This window comes from Pelomonas candidula (assembly GCF_043555985.1).
Taxonomy (GTDB): Bacteria; Pseudomonadota; Gammaproteobacteria; order Burkholderiales; family Burkholderiaceae_C; genus Pelomonas; species Pelomonas candidula.
The window spans coordinates 41683-61728 of sequence record NZ_JBIGIC010000017.1 but is presented as its reverse complement, the minus strand read 5'-3'; the positions used below and the strand labels follow the sequence as shown (position 1 = coordinate 61728).

Here is a 20046-nt window from a genome sequence, read left to right as displayed (position 1 = left end):
AAACACTAAAACTAGGAGCGAGACATGAGATTGAAGCGAGGCGCGCTGCGCCTGTTGCCCCTGGCGTTGTCCCTTCAGGTCGCATTCGCGCAGGAGGCGCCGGATACGACCTCGAAGCCAACGGAACGCCTGGATGACGTTGTCGTCACCGGCAGCGTGAAGAAGACGCTGAAGAAGGACTCGACCAACACCATCAACACGCTGTCGGCGGAAGAGATCCGCCGGCTTGCGCCGATCAGCACTGCCGACCTGCTGCAGAACGTGCCGGGCATCTTTGCCGAGGGCAGCACTGCCGGCGAGGCCAGCAACAACATCACGGTCCGCGGCCTGCCGGTCACTGGCGGCTACCGCTACGCCCCACAGCTCATCGACGGTCTGCCCTGGTTCGAAGAGCCGGAAGTGCCGTTCATGAACAACGACGTCGCGGTGCGCGACGACCTGATGACCAAGCGCGTTGAAGTGGTCAAGGGCGGCACCGGCGGCATCCTGTATTCGAACGGCCTTGGCGCCACGGTCAACCACATCACCCGCACGGGCGGCCAGACCCTGGAAGGCGGCTACAAGCTCGAGGTCGCCGACTACAACTTCCTGCGCAACGACTTTTTCCTGTCAGGGCCGATCAACAAGAACCTGACCTTCGCCGTCGGCGGCTTCTATCGCACCTCTGACGGCTTGCGCGACACCGGCTACACGGCTGACAAGGGCGGCCAGCTGCGCGGCAACCTGGTCTACCAGACGGACGACGGCCGCACCGAGGTCCAGTTGCACGCGCTGAAGATCAACGACCGCACGGCGTTCTACCAGAACGTGCCGTTCCAGATCCCGGCCATCTCGCAGCCCGGCACGCCGGCCAACCCGGTGAAGATTCGAATGGATCAGGTGTGGCCGATCGGTATCGACTTCGCCCACGGGACGGTGGCTTCGCCGTCCAACCGCCGCTTCCGGATGATCGGCGAGTACGGTGAGCGCGAGGTGGACATGGCCGACGGCATCCACCCGAATTTCGATATCTATACCGTCAAGCTCAGCCACGAGTTCGACTCGGGCTGGACCTTCGACGGCGGTGTGCGCCATTCGTCCGGCAGCAGCGGCTTCAATGGCCTGTTCACCGGCAACGACACGACCACGGCGGCGCGCTTCAACAACGCCCGCTACAACAACGATGTGCTGCGCTTCGGCGCCTTCTACCCGACGGCCACCGGTGTGGCGGCCTACGGCCTGAACGGCGGCGCGCGCGTAGCCGACAGCGCCTACCTCGACTTCTTGATCCCCTTCATCACCACCACCGACGCCAAGAGCACCTCGGTCGACCTGAAGCTGGGAAAGACGCTGCAGTGGCTGGGCGAGCATCGGGTGACGCTGGGCGGCTACTTCACCGACTATTCCAACAAGCAGAACTTCCAGCAGTCGCTGCTTGTTTCCACCATCGGCGAGCATCCCGAGCTCGTGGATCTACGAGCCATCGATGCCTCTGGCAACCCGGTCGGCCCCTCCGTCACCTCCAACGGCGTGATGCGACTGGGCTTCAACGGGTACCTGGCTGACACGAAGGTCAAGGGCGAGGCCGTCTACCTTCACGACCACTGGGAGACGCTGGACCGCCGCCTGAAGCTGGACTTCGGCGTGCGCCATCAGACCCAGCGCGCCAACGTCGTCTACAACGTGCGCGACCAGACCACCAACCTGACCCCAGCGGGCGTGGTGCCCGGCAGTACGGCCGACACCATCGCGGATGACGAGGTGCTGCTGCCTGGCGCGAACCAGTACCTGAACTCCAAGGTCAGTGGCACCGGCTGGTCGCTGGGCGGTAACTATTCGGTCCGCTCCAACCTAGCGGTGTACGGCCTGGTGTCCCGATCCTTCCGTCTGCCCAGCCTCGAGCAGCTCAATCAGCTGCAGTTCGACCCGAACGCACCAGGCAGCAAGGTCGAGAGGATCATGCAGTACGAGACGGGCCTCCGCTTCTATGCGGACACTTGGGACACCCAGGTCGCGCTTTTCTACAACAAGTTCACCCCACGCGACCAGTACGTCGATTACCGCGACTTCACCTCCTCACAGTGCAAGCAGGCCGGCACCGTGGTGGACATCAACAGTTGTCCCCTGGTGCGCGAGTTTTACCGCCGCGGCATTCAAAACATTGGTCTGGAACTCGAAGCGGCCTGGCGGCCGCGCGCCGTGAAGGGGCTCGAGCTCCGCTTCAACGGCGTGATCCAGGATCCCAAGGTCGTCGACGCGAACTACCGGACCGTCAAGGAGATCCGCGTCAACGATGTCGTCACGGGCTACACCTTCGAGCAGATTGGGGAAGACGGCCGGCGCCCGCGTCGTCTCGCCCAGGTCATGGCCAACGTGCAGGCCAGCTGGGACCTGAAGCCCTATACCGGTCTGCCGTTTAAGCCCTATGCCAAGTACACCTACTTCGGCAGCCGCTTCTCTGAGTCCCAGGACGTCAACGTCACGCTGTACCCCGCGTACTACCACCTGGACGGTGGCTTCATCTGGGACTTCAACAAGAACAGCGCGTTCCAGTTCCACGTCTCGAACATCACCAATCGTCTCTCGTTCACCGAGGGCGATCCCGTGTTCATCGACCTGAAGGGCCCCAACGGTGCCACGAACCGAGGCGTGAGCCGTCCCCTGTTCGGCCGCACGGTCCGTGCCATGTACACCTACTTCTTCTGATCCAGGAGAACAACGATGAAAAAGCTCCTGTGCCTTCTCTCCCTGAGCCTTGTGCTGGCCGCTTGCGGAGGCGGCAATGGCGGTAGCCCCGGCGCACTGCCGCAGCCGCACTCACCTGTCTTCGTCGACCCGGGGACCATCAGTGTTCCCGAGCAGACTCGCGACGTGACTAAGCTTACGGTGTCAAGCCCGGACGGCAACAGCGTCAAGCTGTCGCTCACCGGACCGGATGCCGCCCTGTTCTCGATCAGCGGCGACGGTTCGATCCGCTTTGCCATCCCGCCCAACTTCCTGGCGCCGGCTGACGCGAATAAAGACAACGTGTACCAGATCACTGCGGTTGCGGACGACACCTACTCGACGCCCTCGACCCTCGCACTGGCGATCAAGGTGACGTCTTGCCCGACCTGCCACGTCGCGAACACTTCTGCGCATGTGACCACCGACGACACAACGTTCGTCGATGAGAACGTCATCGCCAGCTTCGAATTTCCCGCCCAGATGCAGCAGGACACGGTCAAGTACACGCTGACTGGCGCCTTCGCCAACACCACCAATTGGAACAACCTCGAGTACAACAATCCGACCTTGGCGCCCATTGCCGCGCGAATCGGCAACGCTTCGGTGACAACCTGCGAGATCGGCGGCGGCGGATGCGATGCCCCAACGGGCAGCATCACCATCAACAACGTCACCGTCACCAAGGACTCGATTACCTTCCTGATGTCGGGGGGCAACGGCGGGCCGGATGTGGGCGCCCAGGTTCTCTACACGCCTCCGGGTTCGTCAGTCAGCCAGGTACTCGGCACTTACAACCCGAACAGCTGCGGCGACCCCGTGCTCAAGGGCGATCAGCATTACGTCAACTTCGACACCAGCGGGCTGATCGGCGAGAAGGTCCAGATCAAGATCTTCGACAACGCCTCCTCGGGCTGTGGTTTCGTCGCCTTCGACCACTTCTACCAGACCGACAAACCGCGAGGCACGAACGCCGGCGTGCTGACCAAGCCGCTGACGCCCGTCAAGGTCACCGTGGAAGGCGACGTGACCTTCCAAAAGATGATCCCGTTCGCAAGCTTCGAAAATCCGGTCGACATGGTTGCCAAGCGCGGCTGGGTGGGCACGGGTGTCTTTGCCTCGCCGACCGCAACGAGTTGGCAAGGCACCACTGGAACCGACGCGAACGCTGCACGAGTGGGTGACAAGGCCATCAGCACCTGCGAAATCGGAGGACCCGGAACGCCTTGTGACTCGCCCACCGGCACGCTCACGTCGCCGGCTTTCAAGGTTACCGACGCCTATTTCAACTTCCTGATGCATGGTGGCGGCGCGGGCAAGAAAGTCGGCATGCGCATCATGGACACCCTGGGCAACGTCCTGCTGAGCTACAGCCCTGACAGCTGTGGTCCCTCCTTCATCCAAAACGATGACGACTGGACGCATATCGACGTCTCGGCACTCAACACGGCGTACATCAAGGCTCAGCTGTTTGACGAGGAAGCCAGCGGCTGCGGCTTCGTCAGCACCGACCAGTGGTACCAGTCAGCCGATGCCTGGAATCCCTCCGGCAAGGGCAAGGATGGCGGCAAGGTCGCGCTGACGCCGGAAGCCACGGCCAAACTGGGATTCAATGTCACGGTGACGGCCGATGCCTTCACTCAGGTGATTGGCGACTTCGATGACGCCGTAGCCGCAGCTCAGGTGTGGACTGCGACTGGTGACTTCGCCAACCCCGCGAACGCAGATGCCTGGAAAGGGGTGTCCGGCGGCGCGCGAGTGGGGGCGCGAGCCGTCAGTACCTGCGAGATGAATGGCAACAGCAAGGGCTGCGATGCGTCGACGGGCACCCTGACCTCGCCTTTGTTCACGGTGGATGCCAGCCGGCCCTTCCTGAACTTCCTCATGTCCGGTGGGAATGCGAACGGCACGGTCGGCCTCAAGGTGCTGGACGCGTCGGGCGCGGTCCTGGCCACCTACGCGCCCAACTCGTGCGGACAGTCCTCCATCAAGGATGACGGCAACTGGGTCACGATCGATCTCACGGCCCAGGCTGGCAAGCAGGCCAAGGTGCAGATCTTCGACAACGAGTCCGGCGGCTGCGGCTTCGTCAGCTTCGACCACGTCTACATGGGCGCGGTCCGCAAGAAGTAGCCGGTGCGGGCTGGGCGGGCGCATTGCCCGCCTTGCAAGTCACCGCAGAGGCGCCGCAAGGCGCCTTTTCGTTGAGCTTCCGGGTAAACCCGCGCGGCAACTCAACACAGAAGAATTACTATCGATAGACAAATGGCTACCGATGGCCATTTGCTCAAAAGAATGATGGAGACATGACTTCTTCGGCCACGATATACGAGGTTGCCGCTGCCGCCAATGTGTCGGTGAGGACGGTGTCCCGTTACCTCAATGATCCCAACTGCGTCTCCAAGAAGACGTCGGCCTTGATCGTTGGCGCCATGCAGGCGCTCAAGTACCGGCCTTCGATCGCCGCGCGTTCTTTGAAAGGCGTCAAGACCAACCTGATCGGCGTCGTCTCTGACCGCATTACCACCAGCCCGGATTCCTTCGAGCTGATCAAGGGCCTGCAGCTCGCTGCCAAGCAGCAGGGCAAGCGCCTGCTGATCGCCGAAAGCGGCGGGTCGGATGAAGACATCCCCTCCCTCATCGACGAGCTGATCGAGCACCGGGTCGACGCGTTGATCTTCGCCACACACTTCCACCGTCCGATCGACGCGGCGCTGCTCGAGCGTGCCGACGACCTCCATATGGTCTTGCTGAACTGCTACGCGCAACGCGGCGAATTCCCGGCAGTCGTCCCCGACGATGAGCAGGGCGCGCGAGAGGGCCTCGCGCACCTGTATGAGCTCAAGCACAAGCGGGTGGTGGTTTTCGAGCTGTACCCCGACATGCGCGCCACGCAACTGCGCCACAAGGGCTACCTCAAGGCCGCCAAGGACCATGGCGCCTCCGAGCCGATCTTTGTGCAAGGATCCCAGGGCGGCAGCCCCGATGACGAGTTCGCCGCCATCGATGCGCTGGTCGGTGAGGTGCTGCGCGTGCACAAGCCCACCGCCATGGTAGCCGGCAACGACAAGATGGCCGCGCGCATCATCCAGTGCCTGCACAAGCGCCAGATCGCCGTGCCCGATGAAGTGTCCGTGCTCGGCTTTGACGATCACCCGATGCTGGTGCATGCCACCGACCCGCCGCTCACGAGCGTGAAGCTGCCCTACCTTCAGATGGGCATGCGTGCCGCGCAGCTGGCCTGCGATCCGTCGCAGACGGGCAAGTTCAAGGAGCGCTGCGATGTTCAAACGCGCGCATCGGTAGCGGGCGTCACGAGCGGAGGGCGACGGTGAAGTGGTCCATCCCGGCGGCCCTCTCCCTGGCCGTTGGCGCCGCCCTGGCAGCTCCTCAAGAGCTGCACGTCTGGCGTCATGAAACCGGCGACAGCGAGATGGTCGCGAGTGCCCACGCCGTGGAGCGCTTCAACCGAAAGCAGAGTCGTTGGCACGTGGTCGTCGAGACCCTGCCGCAGGGGTCGTATCAGCAGGCCGTGATCGCCGCCGCGATGACCAAGAAGCTGCCCTGTGTGCTCGACCTCGATCAGCCCTCGGTCCCCAACTTCGCGTGGGCCGGGCATATCCAGGCGCTTGAGGGTCAGCTGCGCCCGGCCGGTGCCGACAAGCTAATCGCCGGCGGCCGCTCCACGCTCAAGGGCAAGCTATACGCGGTTGGTCAGTTCGACGTCGCGCTGGCCTTGTTCGCCCGCAAGAACGTGCTGGCGAAATACGGCATAAGGTTGGCCACGCTGGAGCAACCGTACTCGGCCGACGAATTCCGCGAGATCCTGCGCCGGCTCAAGAAGCAAGGCGTGAGGTATCCCCTGGATCTGAACGGTCAGCGCAACGGCGAGTGGGTGACGTACGCCTTCTCCCCTTGGCTGCAAAGCGCGGGCGCCGACCTGATCGACCGACGGAATTTCAAAGTGGTGGACGGCGTCCTGAACAGCGACAAGGCGCTGGCGGTTCTGGACTACTACCGTAGCCTGTTTGATGAGCGTCTTGCGTCACGCAGGCCGGTGGATGAGCAGGCTTTCCTCAGCGGCCGCGCGGTCTTCAACTACAACGGATCCTGGGCGGACAGCGAGTACCGCCGGAAGTTCAACGACGACCTGGCTGTGCTGCCGCCGCCGGCGTTCGGCGACAAGCCGCGCATTGGTGCTGGCTCCTGGCAATGGGCGGTCTCCAGCAGTTGCCCCCATCCCGACGGTGCCCGGCAGTTCATAGAACACCTGATCAGCACGGACGAGATTGCCCGGTTCTCGATCGAGACCGGCCTGATGCCCACCAGCGAAGCCGCGGCAGGCGCCACGCCGATGTACCGCGTCGGTGGCTATGGCCGGGACTACTTCGAGTTCGCGCGCCAGTTCGCCGTGCTGCGCCCAGAGACGCCGGCCTATCCCCTCATCAGCAGCAGCTTCGAGCGCGCCTTGAAGGAGGTCCGCGAAGGGGGCGATGCGGCCGAAGCGCTGGACCGAGCCGTCGAGGCCATCCAGCAGGATATGAAGCGGAACCGCGACTATGGCTTCTGATACCCAACATTTCGGCCACGCCCGCTGGGGCGAGGTGGCCACGCTCCTCGGCCCCGCGATGCTGCTGTTCGCGGGCTTCGTGGTGCTGCCGTTCATCATGGCGGTGTGCTTCAGCTTCACCAACGTCAAGCTGCTGCAGACGGACAACGTGGAGTGGGTCGGCCTCGACAACTACGTCCGGATGTTTTCGTTCAAGGTCGTCAAGGCGCCGTCTGAGGCTGAGGCACAGCCGCTGGCTCCCTCACGCCAGTGGCGCCAGCTCAAGCGCGCCGAACCCACGGCATTTGAAGGGTTCCAGTACCTCACAGACGTTCGGCTGGCAGGCTCGCACTACCTGATCGGCGCCCGTGATCCGCTGTTCCTGCGATCCATCGCGAACACCTTCCTGTTCGCGCTGCTGGTCGTGCCGCTGCAGTGCGGCCTGGCCTTCGCCATGGCGCTGTGGGTGAACCAGAAGTTCCGCGGTCGCGTCGGTTTGCGGACGGTCTTCTTCTCGCCGGTCGTGACATCCATGGTCGTCGTCTCGGCGATTTGGGGGCTGATCCTGCACACGGATGCGGGCCTCTTGAACCAGGTGCTCCGCGCCATCTTCGGCGAAGACGCTGCGCAGCCCGACTGGCTCGGCGACCCGCGGCTGGCCATGCTGTCCATAGCCATCATGTCCGCGTGGCAGGGCGCAGGCTTTCAGATGCTGATCTTCCTGTCCGGCCTGCAGGGCATATCGAACGACCAGTACGAGGCGGCGAGCGTCATGGGCGCCAACGCCTGGCAGAAGTTCATCTACATCACGCTGCCTGGCCTAAGGCGCACGCTGGTGTTCGTCATGCTGTCCACCACCATCATGGCCTTCGGCCTGTTCACGCAGGTGGATGTGCTGACCGGTGGCGGGCCGCGTGACTCGACCAGCACCATCATCTTCCACGCAGTCCGCGTGGGCTTCAGGGAGCAGGACATTGCCTATGGCTCAGCGATGACTCTGTTCTTCTTCCTGTTCGTGCTGCTGTTCTCCTTCGGTCAGAAGAAGGTCATGGAAAGGTTGGGATCATGAGCCGATCCACCGAAGGGGCGCGGGTGGCCGGTCGGCTCCTGCATGTCGCGTTGATGCTGCTGGCCGGCGTCGTGTTCGCCTATCCGATGCTGTTCATGTTCGCCGCCGGCTTCAAACCGAGCGAGACGATCTTCGCGGACCTGGGCAGCCCAACCGCGCTGATCCCCGACGCCAGCTGGACCCTGGACAACTACCGTGCGATGTTCGAGAAAGGCTCCATCGGCTCCTACCTCTTCAACTCGGGCGTGGTGTCGCTGGTGACGGTCGTCGCGGGCATCTTCATCAACAGCGCTGCCGCGTTCGCGCTGGCCAAGCTGAAGTGGCGTGGCCAGGGTCTGGCGCTAGCCATCGTGATCGGCCTGCTCATCGTGCCGTTCGAGGTCTTGGCCATCCCGCTGCTGCTCATCGTGTCCAAGCTGCCCTGGATCGACATCGCCACGGGTGCCGTTGTCGTGGGTTGGCTGGACACCCTGCACGTGCAGTTCATTCCTTTCCTGGCGAACGCCTTCTGCGTCTTTCTGTTCTACCAGTTCTTCAAGGATGTGCCCGACGAGCTCCTGGAGGCGGCGCGCATGGACGGCGCCGGCGCGCTGACGATCTACCTGCGTGTGGTCCTGCCCGTGTGCAAGCCCGTCATCGTGACGGCCGCGATCATCCTGTTCCTGGGCATGTGGAACCAGTACCTCTGGCCCGTGATGACCGTTCACACATCGCAGGCGCGTACCGTGATGGTCGGGCTCCAGCAGTTCTACGGCCGCACGACGCAGTGGGGCGAAATCATGGCCTACGCCTCGTTGATCACATTGCCGGTGCTTCTCTTCTTCCTGGCGTTCCAGAAGCACTTCATCCGGTCGGTCGTGGGCGCCGGCATCAAGGGCTGATACCCCCGCTGCACGCCAATCGCCCCCTTTTTTTGACCCTTCATGTCTATCGGTAGTCATCGCGGACTGTTCCCAGTTGCACCATGCCAAACATAGTTTTCGACCAAGTCGACAAGCGCTACGAGGAGCACTCGGACCGCTACGTCTTCCAGGGGCTGAACCTGCACATTCGCAAGGGCGAGTTCACCGTGCTGGTGGGTCCGTCAGGTTGCGGCAAATCCACCCTGCTGCGAATGATTGCGGGCCTCGAAGCCGTCAGCGGCGGCGAGTTGAGCTTCGACGGCGCGAGGGTCAATGAGCTGCCGCCGGTCGAGCGCGGTGTCTCCATGGTCTTCCAGAACTACGCGCTGTATGCCCACATGTCTGTGTACGACAACATCGGCTTCGGCTTGAAGATCCTCAAGACGCCCAAGGCCAAGCGCCACGAGATGATCATGAGCGCTGCGCGGCAGCTCCAGCTGGAGGACCTGTTGCAGCGCAAGCCGACCCAGCTTTCCGGTGGGCAGCGCCAGCGCGTGGCTATAGGCCGAGCGATCGTGCGGGAACCCCGAGCCTTCCTGTTCGACGAGCCGCTGTCCAACCTCGACGCGAACCTGCGTGGTCAGATGCGCACGGAGATTGCACAGCTCCACCGCCGCCATGGCATCACCACGGTCTACGTGACCCATGACCAGGTCGAGGCGATGACGCTCGCCGATCGGATCGTTGCCCTCAGCCGCCAAGGGTTGGAGCAGTTCGGCACCCCCGACGAGTTGTTTGATACGCCTGCCAACCTGTTCGTGGCCGGCTTCATGGGAACGCACCGGATGAACCTGGTCAAGGTCGCCCCCACCAACGGTGCTTTACTGCAAATGCTGACGGGCCGAACACATGCCGAATTGGCCGCGGCCGGTATCGGCACGGTCGGAGCTCGTCCTGAACACATTGATCTGGCGCCCGGCGACGCCACGACCGTGCGGCTGGTGGAGCGGTTGGGTGCTGAGTCCCTGGTGCACCTGGGCCTGCCGGAGATGCCAGATGACATCACGGTGCTGACCACCGACAGGACCACAGCCTTCGGCCAGGGCCGATCACTTCGGATCGCGCCCGAACGACTTCACTACTTCGATACCAGCGGCGCCCGCCTCGTGCCGTGTTGACCCGGCGCGTTTTCTACCTTGGCACTTTGGCGCTTGCCGGTTGTGGCGGCGGCGCATCTACCAACTCTCCTGAGACACCTCCCATCGTGAATCCCCCCACACCGTCGCCCCAGCCCCCGCTCTCGAAGTCGGAGGCCTGGCGCCCCCGCTTTCACTACAGCCCGCAACGCAACTGGATGAACGACCCGAACGGGCTCGTCCTGTTCGACGGTGAGTACCACCTGTACTACCAGTACAACCCGTTCGATGCGCAGTGGGGCAACATCAGCTGGGGCCACGCCGTCAGTACCGACTTGGTCTCCTGGCAAGAGCAGCCCGTGGCGATTGCTGCGACCGAGCATGTCATGGCGTTCTCCGGCTGTGCCGTGGTGGACCACGACAACACGGGGGGCTTCGCCCCGGCAGGTTCGTCGAGTCCGGCGCTGATCGCATTTTTCACGGGCTTCGATCCGACGACAAAGATCCAGTCGCAGCATCTCGCTTACAGCCTTGATCGCGGGCGGACCTTCGTGCCTTACGCCGGCAACCCCATCATTGACATCGGTTCGACAGAGTTCCGGGATCCCAAGGTGTTCTGGCACGAGCCAACGCGCCGCTGGGTGATGCTCGTCGTGGCAGCGTTGCGCCAGGAAGTCTGGTTCTACACCTCGGCCGATTTGAAGAACTGGAGCAAGGTGTCGACGTTCGGGCCGGCCGGCTCGGCGGCGAACAACATCTGGGAGGTTCCGGATCTGTTCGAGCTGCCCGTGGTGGGCGCGCCGGGCTTGAAGCGCTGGGTGCTGATCGTCTCGGTCAACCTGGGCTCCATCTGGGGCGGCAGCGGCGTCCAATACTTCGTCGGCGACTTCGACGGCACGCGCTTCAAGGCCGATCCCAGTGACACCGTGGATGCCGTCACACCGCCTTCCGGCGACCTGGTAGCCGACTTCGAAGGCGATCGCTTCCCAGCGGGATGGCAGGTCAGCGGCACGGCGTTTGGCAGCGGACCTGCCGGTGGTTCGCTCGCAGGGCAGCAGCACGTCAGTGGCTTTCTGGGTCGCGGCTTCGCTTCATCTTTCCATGGCGGCGATGGGAGTACGGGGACGTTGACGTCGCCGGTCTTCACGATCACGAAGCCGTTCCTGTGCTTTCAGATCGCGGGGGGGCGCGATCACGTGACGCGCATCGAGTTGGTCATCGGCGGGCGGGTCCTTCAGCAAGCCTCGGGCGACGACACGGAGATTCTGAAATGGGTGTCCTGGGATGTCGCGACGCTCATTGGCCTCGGAGCGCAGCTGCGTATCGTCGACGAGGCGACCGGCGGATGGGGGCACATCAGCGTCGATCACGTCGTCATGACGGACCGGCCGATACGCCAACCCAGCAATGCCGAAATCACGCTCTGGGCGGACCATGGACGCGACTTCTACGCTCCGATCACCTTCGCCAACATGCCAGCCAGCCGGGTGGTCTGGCTCGGCTGGATGAGCAACTGGGACTACGCGCGGGCTATTCCCACGCAACCTTGGCGCGGCCAGCAGTCGTTGCCGCGCGAGTTGAGCCTCGCGACCACGCCACGAGGTCTGCGCCTTTGTCAGACCGTCGTCGAAGAGGCGAGGGCGTTGGTCAATCCGCTGCCGCTGCAGCGTGCCTCCGATGCTCCCGCCAGCCAGGTGGCCGCCATGCTGTCGGGCACCGCGGGTGCTGGCCGTCAATTGCGGATGAAGCTGCGGTTGTCGCGAGCGGCGATCGGCGCACCCATCGGCGTGGAACTGTTCAAAGGCGCCGCCCGCGCGATCAAGGTTGGATTCGACCCGGCGGCGGAATCATTCTTCATCGACCGCACGACAGCTTCGCCCGAGTTCGCGGGCCAGTCCGAGCGACACACGGCGCCGCGCGTGCTGACTTCTGATGAGATCAGCCTTGAGATTTGGGTCGACGGCAGCACGCTGGAGGTGTTTGCCGACTACGGTCTTATCGCACTCTCCGACCTTGTCTACTGCGACCCGGCCGACATCGGCTTGGGCCTATTCCACGGCGCGGAGGACCCGCGGGTCGGGCTCCTTGAGCTCTGTGCCGTCCGCGGCACGATGTACGGCGCAGGCGCCTGACTCAGCAGAAAGGGTTCAACGATGTTCTTGGTTTGTGGTGAAGCACTGATGGATGTCTTCGCGGAGCAGGAGACGTCCTCTGGCGTGGTGCTCGACGCGCGCGTGGGCGGCTCGCCGTTCAATGTCGCTATCGGCCTAGCGCGCTTAGGACAGCCCGTGGCCTTCTTTGGAGGCATCTCGAAGGGCTTCCTTGGAGACCGGCTGCTCAAGGCACTGACGTCCGAACGTGTAGACGTCGGCTTCTGCCCGCTGGTCGACGCACCGACGACGCTGGGGCTGGTCGGACTGACGGCAGACGGGTCCGCTTCCTACGCCTTTTACGGCACCGGGTGCGCCGACCGCATGGTCACCTCCGATGACATTCCTGATCTGGGAGACGACATCCGGGCGCTGCATTTCGGCTCCTATTCGACGGTCGTTGAGCCGGTGGCCGCTGCACAGCGTGTTTTGGTCGAGCGTGAACGGGGCCAGCGCCTAATCGCTTACGACCCCAACTTGCGCCTCAATGTCGAACCGAACCTTGAGCGCTGGCGGGACTTGATGGCTTGGATGGCTTGCAGGGCTCACATCATCAAGGTGAGCTCTGAAGACTTGGATCTAGCCTTTCCCGGGGCGTCGACCCGGGAGATCGCGGCTGACTGGCTGCAGTCCGGCTGCAGCTTGGTCATTGTCACCCGCGGAGGAGCCGGCGTTGCCGCGTTTACGAGCCGAAGCGAAATCGAAGTTGAGGCACGGCCAGTGGATGTCGTGGACACCGTCGGAGCGGGCGACACCTTTCAGGCCGCCCTTCTTACCTGGCTTGCAGAGCAGAATTTGCTGTCGATCAACGCTGTCAAATCGCTTGAGGAAGACCAGCTTAAGCTCGCCCTAGAATTTGCATCAAAGGCGGCCTCGATAACCTGCACGCGGCGCGGCGCGGACCTCCCGCGGCGAGATGAAATGGATGATCTTGGTAAGTCGCTGCTCGGACATTGAAAGACCTCTTGAGCGCGGAGTGACCCTGCACGCACCATGCCTTGCTCACCGTCGAAATTGTTGATGCCGACGATGAGGATGTGCGCATGACGCGCACGCTATGCATTCCTGGAACAACGCCCAGCGGCGGGGCTGTGCTTGCCGGAAGCCAACCGCGTCAAGGGCATCGCTTGCATGATGCCCGCGTGGCAATCGGTCACGGGCCATTGGACCTCGCGCGAGATTCGGGAGGTCTGGCTGTGCAAGTCCGCCGCGGGTGAGAGCGTCTTGCTTTGCGACGCGAGTGGCGAGAGGTTTGACTTTGGCCTGTCCCTCGAACATCGCACGCCCATGGAGCAGGAACTGATGCCGCGGCTTGCCCCGCGCCCAAAGCCGGCGGCGCGCCGGCGGAACCGCGCATCTCGCCCTGCCGCCTGGTCTGCCGTGGGAGCACCTGCGGTGGCACTAGCCGCAGCCCTCACTTTTCGTGCTTCCTCGAGGTGGCTTCCCGCATCTTCTTTACATCGCGGTTCGGTGGCTCCCCGAAAAGTCGGCTGTACTCTCGGCTGAACTGCGACGCACTCTCATAACCGACACGAATTGCCGCGCTACCGGCATCCAGCCGTTCATTGAGCATCAGTTGTCGTGCGTCCAATAGCCTAAGGTTCTTGACGTACTGCAACGGGCTCATGCCGACCAACGCACGGAAATGCTGGCGGAACGTCGACGGACTCATGTGGGCCAAGGCCGCTAGGTCATTCATTGCAAGGTCTTCCGTGTAGTGCTGCTTGAGCCAGGTGACAACCTTGGCAATTTGCTGGCTCGGCGAGCCCGCCGCAACGAGGCGGCGCAAGCTCGGGCCATGTCCGCCATTCAGCAAGCGGATGACGATTTCCTGTTCGATCAAAGGCGCAAGCGATGAGACCAGGGAAGGTTCTTCAAGCAGGCGGACCAGCCGAGTCAACGCATCGCACAGGCCTTCATCCAGCTGCACCTGCGACATTCCCCGGGTCGCAGAATCCTGGAGCGGTGTAGCGAACTCCAGTTCTGCAGAGAGCTGGGCGATGACGCGAGCATCGAGTGCCAACAACATCCCGAGGAACGGTTCGGTGGCACTGGCGCGGGTGATGTACGCCACGACCGGCATGTCTACCGTTGTGATCAGCGTTTGCCCAGCCGCATAGTCGAAGACTTCATCGCCCAACAAGATCCGCTTGCCGCCTTGGACGATCAGTGCAAGGCTCAGACCATAGATGCAGGGCATCGGATCGGTCGTGAAACTGCAGCGACGCAGCTTCAGCGCCCGAATGGCCGTGTCGTAGTCACCGTCAGTTTGTGCAATCTTTCCCACGAGGCCGGCGAGCTCGAGGGCGTTCGCCCCTTCGTAAGTAAACATTCAAAGCCCCTTCGATGCTGCCAAAGCCTCCCAGCCATGCGGGAGGCAAGCCTAGCATCGCCAACGCTGGATCAACGCGATCTCCGATGGAACTCCGTCGAATCAGGCAAGAAGAACGACGGTTCCGACAAACGCCCATCAGACCTTCAGAACCATACTTTCCAGCATCAGATCGCACCCGAACTCGGTGCGGTTTTCACTGCTGGAGATCCAATGAGCCCCGCCTACTCACGGCTGTTTCAACCTTTCGCTTTCAGGAACGGCCTGACCTTGCGCAATTGCGCAGTGATGGCGCCGATGACGACGTGGTCGGCAAACCCGGATGCCACTGTCTCGGAGCAAGAACTGGCGTACTACCGCGCCCGCGTCCAGGGCGTCGGCATGGTGGTGACGGGCTGCACGCATGTGACTTCGAACGGCATCGGCTTCACCGACGAGTTCGCCAGTCATGACGACAGCTTCATTCCCAGCCTTCGTCGTCTCTCCGAGGCGGCGAAGAGCGGCGGCGCACTTGCGATCCTGCAGATCTTCCATGCAGGGAACAAGGCCTTGCCGCACCTTGTGCCGGACGGTCGCGTCGTCAGCGCGAGTACGTTGAAGGTGCCACCCAGCCCCTTCAACAGCGCCGAAGTGACCAGCCACGCCCTGAGCGAGAGGGAGATCGAAGCCATCATCAAGGCCTTTGGCGCCGCCACCCGACGAGCCATCGAGGCTGGGTTCGACGGTATCGAACTGCATGGCGCCCATGGCTTCCTGATCCAGAACTTCTTCTCACCGATGTACAACCAGCGCGAGGATGGCTGGGGCGGCTCGCTCGAGAAGCGCATGCGCTTCGCGCTCGCCGTGGTGCGCGAAGCGCGGCGCGTCATCGCACAGCACGCCAAGAAGCCCTTCCTGCTCGGCTACCGCATCTCTCCGGAAGAGGCGGGCGAGGGTTCGCTGCGCATTGCCGACAGCTATGTGCTCATCGACCAGTTGATCGACGAAGGCATTGACTACCTCCACGCGTCGCTGTTCGACATTCCGAACGCCAAGCCGGCGGACTATGCCGGTGAGCGAACCACCGCGGAACTCCTTGTGGAGCGTGTCGCCAATCGCGTCCCGCTGATCGCGGCAGGTCTTGTTCGGACGCCTGATGACGCCGAGAGCGCCTTGGCCAAGGGGCTTTCGCTCGTCGCCATCGGTCAGGGGTTGGTGATGAACCCGGATTGGGTGGAACTTGCGCGTGCTGGCCAGGCCACGGCCATTGCGACGGCGCTCGATGCCGGCCGCGTGCCGCAACTGGCGATCCCGGACAAGCTGTGGGGCGTCATTCAGGCGGCGCGCGGCTGGTTCCCGATGGTCGAACCCGCCGCGCCTGGGGCTTGAGCAATGAGCCCTTCTCGAGAGGAAAGCATCGTGAACCGATCTTCCCTGCAGCGCATTCAGTACGACAACTACGGTGGCCCGGAGTTGATGCGACTCGAAGACTTTGCATTGGCAGCGCCAGGCAAGGGCGAGGTCGCCGTGAGGGTGAATTTTGCAGCCATCAACCCCGTCGACTGGAAGCTGCGGAACGGCTATCTCAAGTTCGTCACAGGCAAGGCCTTCCCCCGTGCCATGGGCAGTGACTTCTCGGGGACCGTCGTGTCTGTCGGCCCGGGCGTGACGCGCTTCAAGCCGGGCGACGCGGTGTTCGGTCTGGCCCGGCTCAAGGAAAGCGGCGCATTCGGCCATGCCGTGGTGACGAAGGAAGGCTTCCTGGCCAAGAAGCCCGCGAACGTTTCCTTCGAGGAAGCGGCGTGCCTGGGAACGCCGGGCGTCACCGCCTGGAACGGTCTCCAGGACAAGGCGAAGCTGACCGCAGGCAAGCGTGTTTTCGTCAATGGCTGCACGGGCGCAGTGGGCGAGGCGACGGTGCAGCTTGCGCTGACGCTCGGGGCGACGGTCGCGGGCAGTTGCAGCGCAGGCGCCATGGCGAGGGCACGAGCCCTTGGCGTTGAAGCCGTCTACGACTACCGAACGACTGACTTCTCCAAGCTAGACCGGCGATTTGATGTGGTCTATGACACGGCGGGCACGATGACCACACAGACGGGCCTCGGCCTGCTAGGCCCGGGCGGCGTGTTCTTGGACATCGACCCGACACCTGGCAAGTTCATCCGTTCCATCTTTAATCGCCGCCTGAAGCCGATTGTGTGCACGCCCCGGGCGGATGTTCTGGAAGGCCTTGCGCGCGCTGCGGGCAACGGCAAGCTGAGGCTTCCGGTCGCGGAGATCGTTCCGCTGGCCGAAGCAATTCGGCTGATCACAAGCCTCGAAGGGGGCAGATCACTGGGTGGGAAGGGGCTCATCAAGATGGATTGATGAGTCTGCGAGCAAGTCACAGACGCGCCCGACCGGGCAGATGCCCTTGCAAGCCACCAAGACCTGTTCATCAGCACGCCAAAGCCCGACGGGCGCCAACCCACGTTTGAGAGAGCTCCCACATGACCACACTCCATATCAATGGCAAGCCGACCCGCATCGCAGCAGACGACGACACGCCATTGCTGTGGGCACTGCGTGACGAACTGCAGCTGACCGGTACCAAGTTCGGCTGTGGCATGGGTCTGTGCGGTGCTTGCACGGTGCACCTTGACGGACAGGCCGTGCGCTCCTGCATCACGCCGGTGTCCGCTGTCGCGGCAAAGAAGGTCGTCACCATCGAAGCCGTCGACCGCGGGCGCGTTGCAAAAGCGGTGCAAGAGGCCTGGCGTCGGTTGGACGTCGTCCAGTGCGGCTACTGCCAGTCGGGCCAGGTCATGAGCGCCGTGGCTTTGCTGGCGCAGAACCGCAAGCCCACAGACGCCGATATCGATGCCGCCATGAATGGAAATCTCTGTCGCTGCGCCACCTACGTGCGCATCCGCGCGGCGATCCACGAAGCCGCCCGTGCGCTTGCCTGAAGGACTGTTCGCCATGAACGACTCCACCCAAATCGAGAACGACAGCCGTCGCCGCTTCCTCCAAGGCGCTGCCGGGCTGACGCTGGCCCTGCACCTGCCGACGGCGCTCAGTGCCGCTTCAAACGCTGCCTCAGAGGCTGCCCGCTTTGAGCCGAACGCCTTCCTGCGCATCGGCACGGATAACACGGTGACCGTCATCTGCAAGCATCTGGAGATGGGCCAGGGCACGCACACTGGCCTGGCCACTATCCTCGCGGAGGAGCTCGACGCGGCCTGGCCGCAAGTGCGGGTCGAGGGTGCTCCAGCGGATGCCTCGCGCTACGCCAATCTGCTTTTCGGTGCCTTGCAGGCCACGGGCGGCAGCACGGCCATGGCCAACTCCTGGGAGCAACTGCGCAAGGCTGGCGCATCGGCCCGCGCGATGCTCGTGTCCGCCGCAGCCGCCCGCTGGAACGTGCCGGCAGAGGATCTGGCCGTGAATGACGGCGTGGTGTCCCACCCAAAATCCAAGAAGCGCGCCAGCTTCGGCGAGTTGACGCAGGCGGCGGCGCAGCAGCCGGTGCCCGCCGACGTGAAGCTTAAAGACCCCAAGGACTTCAAGCTGGTGGGCCGGCGCCTGCCGCGCAAAGACTCGGCCGACAAGGTCAACGGCAAGGCACGCTTCACGCAAGATGTGCACCTGCCAGGCATGCTGACGGCCGTGGTGGCCCACGCACCTCGCTTTGGCGCCAAGGTGAAGTCCTTCGACGCCACTCTGGCCAAGGCAGTCAAGGGCGTGGTGGACGTGGTGCAGGTCCCTACCGGCGTTGCCGTGCTGGCCAAAGACACCTGGAGCGCAAAGAAGGGGCGCGACGCGCTGCAGGTCGACTGGGACGAGACCGGCGCCTTCAAGCTGGGCACCGAGGAGATCCTGGCGCACTACCGCGAACTGGCGAAGGCACCCGGCACCGTGGCACGCAAGGATGGGGATCCCGAGACAGCCTTCGCGGAGCCCGCGCACGTGCTGCGCGCGTCTTACGATTTCCCCTACCTGGCGCACGCGCCCATGGAGCCCCTGAACTGCGTCGTGCAATTGAGCAAGGACGGCTGCGAGATCTGGAATGGCGAGCAGTTCCAGACCACCGACCAGATCAACGTGGCGCAGCGCCTGGGACTCAAGCCAGAGCAGGTGAAGCTGAACATGCTTTACGCTGGCGGCAGCTTTGGCCGTCGTGCCAACCCTTCCGCCGACTACGTCCTGGAGGCGGTCAGCATCGCTCAGGCCATGGGCGGACAGGCGCCGGTGAAGATGGTGTGGATGCGCGAAGACGATATGAAGGCGGGCTTCTACCGGCCGGCCTTCCACCACGCGCTGGAAGCCGCGCTGGACGCACAGGGGCGGCTGGTGGGATGGCGGCATCGCCTGGTCGGCCAATCCATCATGGCCGGCACCATGTTGGCCGGCTCGGTGCGCGGCGGAATCGACCCCGTCTCGGTCGAGGGCGCGGCTAACTTGCCCTACGCCATTGATAACCTGCAGATTGATCTGCACACGCCCTCGGATGTTGGTGTGCCGGTGCTGTGGTGGCGTTCGGTCGGCCACTCCCACACGGCCTACTCGACAGAAACCTTCATCGACGAAGTGGCCGAAGCCACAGGCCGGGATCCGGTCGCCTTCAGAATCCGCCTGCTCGCCAGGCACCCCCGTCACGCCGCCGTGTTGAAACTAGCGGCCGAGAAGGCCGGTTGGGGCACACCGTTGGCCGTCGGCGCCCACGGCGACCGCCGTGGACGCGGTGTGGCCGTGCACGAATCCTTCGGCAGCTACATCGCGCAGGTGGCCGAGGTGACCGTCAAGCCCGACGGCAGTCTCCACGTCGACCGCGTTGTCTGCGCCGTAGACTGCGGCGTGGCAATCAACCCGGACAACATCGTCTCGCAAGTCCAAGGTGGCGTGGGCTTCGGTCTGTCGGCGGCAGTGCGCGGTGCCATCACCTTGAAGGACGGCGTCGTGGAGCAATCGAATTTTCACGACTACGCACCGATCCGCATCGAGGAGATGCCTCGGCTCGAAGTACACATCGTGCCTTCCGCAGAGAAGCCGACCGGTATTGGCGAACCCGGCGTGCCGCCGCTGGCACCCGCGGTGGCCAATGCCATCGCCGCAGCAACTGGTAAACGATTGCGCAAACTGCCGTTCGACACCGCCGCGTTGAAAGCCTGACGGAAAGTGCCGCTCCCGAACGGCCACGCTGCTTTCCCTCGGTTGTGAGTGGCAGGTCACCGGCGCGAGAGGCAGGCTGATCTGAATTTTCGTTCAGGATTGTGGGCGCCGGATTCCCTATCATCGACCTCAAGA

The 20046-nt window shown here is 63.6% G+C and carries 14 protein-coding genes; 13 read left to right on the top strand and 1 reads right to left on the bottom strand.

Features of this window, described 5'->3' with window-relative positions; all coding sequences use genetic code 11:
* Positions 1-24 precede the first annotated feature (24 nt).
* From ACG04R_RS25340 to ACG04R_RS25300, 9 genes are all read left to right on the top strand, one after another.
* Positions 25-2685, top strand: coding sequence for a TonB-dependent receptor (locus ACG04R_RS25340; protein ID WP_394416715.1), 2661 nt, complete (start codon positions 25-27; stop codon positions 2683-2685).
* Between the two features lie 15 nt (positions 2686-2700).
* A complete protein-coding gene (locus ACG04R_RS25335; RefSeq protein WP_394416714.1) occupies positions 2701-4836 on the top strand; it encodes a hypothetical protein in 2136 nt (711 codons plus the stop codon).
* Positions 4837-5009: 173 nt separating this feature from the next.
* Positions 5010-6038: a LacI family DNA-binding transcriptional regulator gene (locus ACG04R_RS25330; RefSeq protein ID WP_394416712.1), complete on the top strand. Its 1029-nt coding sequence runs from the start codon at positions 5010-5012 to the stop codon at positions 6036-6038.
* A complete protein-coding gene (locus tag ACG04R_RS25325; protein ID WP_394416710.1) occupies positions 6035-7273 on the top strand; it encodes a sugar ABC transporter substrate-binding protein in 1239 nt (412 codons plus the stop codon). Before ACG04R_RS25330 ends, ACG04R_RS25325 begins: the two co-directional genes overlap by 4 nt.
* Positions 7263-8321, top strand: coding sequence for a carbohydrate ABC transporter permease (locus tag ACG04R_RS25320; RefSeq protein ID WP_394416708.1), 1059 nt, complete (start codon positions 7263-7265; stop codon positions 8319-8321). Before ACG04R_RS25325 ends, ACG04R_RS25320 begins: the two co-directional genes overlap by 11 nt.
* On the top strand, positions 8318-9202 hold the full coding sequence (locus ACG04R_RS25315; RefSeq protein ID WP_394416706.1) for a carbohydrate ABC transporter permease: 885 nt from the start codon (positions 8318-8320) through the stop codon (positions 9200-9202). Before ACG04R_RS25320 ends, ACG04R_RS25315 begins: the two co-directional genes overlap by 4 nt.
* A gap of 83 nt (positions 9203-9285) precedes the next feature.
* The gene (locus ACG04R_RS25310) at positions 9286-10341 is read left to right on the top strand and encodes an ABC transporter ATP-binding protein (protein ID WP_394416704.1); all 1056 of its coding nucleotides are present in this window, start codon (positions 9286-9288) and stop codon (positions 10339-10341) included.
* Positions 10335-12431, top strand: a complete 2097-nt coding sequence (locus ACG04R_RS25305; RefSeq protein ID WP_394416702.1) for a glycoside hydrolase family 32 protein — start codon at positions 10335-10337, stop codon at positions 12429-12431. Before ACG04R_RS25310 ends, ACG04R_RS25305 begins: the two co-directional genes overlap by 7 nt.
* Before the next feature lie 21 nt (positions 12432-12452).
* Positions 12453-13406, top strand: a complete 954-nt coding sequence (locus tag ACG04R_RS25300) for a carbohydrate kinase family protein (protein WP_394416700.1) — start codon at positions 12453-12455, stop codon at positions 13404-13406.
* A 457-nt stretch (positions 13407-13863) separates the two neighbouring features.
* On the opposite strand, the gene ACG04R_RS25295 is transcribed toward ACG04R_RS25300, so the two are convergent.
* The gene (locus ACG04R_RS25295; protein ID WP_394416698.1) at positions 13864-14781 is read right to left on the bottom strand and encodes an AraC family transcriptional regulator; all 918 of its coding nucleotides are present in this window, start codon (positions 14779-14781) and stop codon (positions 13864-13866) included.
* A 213-nt stretch (positions 14782-14994) separates the two neighbouring features.
* Here ACG04R_RS25295 and ACG04R_RS25290 point away from each other — a divergent pair, with 213 nt between their 5' ends.
* From ACG04R_RS25290 to ACG04R_RS25275, 4 genes are all read left to right on the top strand, one after another.
* Positions 14995-16149 carry an NADH-dependent flavin oxidoreductase gene (locus ACG04R_RS25290; protein ID WP_394416696.1) on the top strand — a complete coding sequence of 385 codons (1155 nt, stop codon included), beginning with the start codon at positions 14995-14997 and terminating at the stop codon, positions 16147-16149.
* Between the two features lie 30 nt (positions 16150-16179).
* Positions 16180-17127 carry an NAD(P)-dependent alcohol dehydrogenase gene (locus ACG04R_RS25285; RefSeq protein WP_394416694.1) on the top strand — a complete coding sequence of 316 codons (948 nt, stop codon included), beginning with the start codon at positions 16180-16182 and terminating at the stop codon, positions 17125-17127.
* A 122-nt stretch (positions 17128-17249) separates the two neighbouring features.
* Complete coding sequence (locus ACG04R_RS25280) at positions 17250-17708, top strand: (2Fe-2S)-binding protein (protein ID WP_394416692.1); 459 nt, start codon at positions 17250-17252, stop codon at positions 17706-17708.
* 13 nt (positions 17709-17721) lie between these two features.
* Entirely contained in the window at positions 17722-19911 is a 2190-nt protein-coding gene (locus ACG04R_RS25275; protein WP_394416690.1) for a xanthine dehydrogenase family protein molybdopterin-binding subunit, read from the top strand.
* Positions 19912-20046: the final 135 nt, after the last annotated feature.

Coding starts and splice junctions, on each gene's coding strand:
- ACG04R_RS25300 (WP_394416700.1), top strand. CDS start 12,453: ATGTTCTTGGTTTGTGGTGAAGCACTGATGGATGTCTTCGCGGAGCAG.
- ACG04R_RS25275 (WP_394416690.1), top strand. CDS start 17,722: ATGAACGACTCCACCCAAATCGAGAACGACAGCCGTCGCCGCTTCCTC.
- ACG04R_RS25290 (WP_394416696.1), top strand. CDS start 14,995: ATGAGCCCCGCCTACTCACGGCTGTTTCAACCTTTCGCTTTCAGGAAC.
- ACG04R_RS25280 (WP_394416692.1), top strand. CDS start 17,250: ATGACCACACTCCATATCAATGGCAAGCCGACCCGCATCGCAGCAGAC.
- ACG04R_RS25315 (WP_394416706.1), top strand. CDS start 8,318: ATGAGCCGATCCACCGAAGGGGCGCGGGTGGCCGGTCGGCTCCTGCAT.
- ACG04R_RS25320 (WP_394416708.1), top strand. CDS start 7,263: ATGGCTTCTGATACCCAACATTTCGGCCACGCCCGCTGGGGCGAGGTG.
- ACG04R_RS25340 (WP_394416715.1), top strand. CDS start 25: ATGAGATTGAAGCGAGGCGCGCTGCGCCTGTTGCCCCTGGCGTTGTCC.
- ACG04R_RS25310 (WP_394416704.1), top strand. CDS start 9,286: ATGCCAAACATAGTTTTCGACCAAGTCGACAAGCGCTACGAGGAGCAC.
- ACG04R_RS25335 (WP_394416714.1), top strand. CDS start 2,701: ATGAAAAAGCTCCTGTGCCTTCTCTCCCTGAGCCTTGTGCTGGCCGCT.
- ACG04R_RS25330 (WP_394416712.1), top strand. CDS start 5,010: ATGACTTCTTCGGCCACGATATACGAGGTTGCCGCTGCCGCCAATGTG.
- ACG04R_RS25295 (WP_394416698.1), bottom strand. CDS start 14,781: ATGTTTACTTACGAAGGGGCGAACGCCCTCGAGCTCGCCGGCCTCGTG.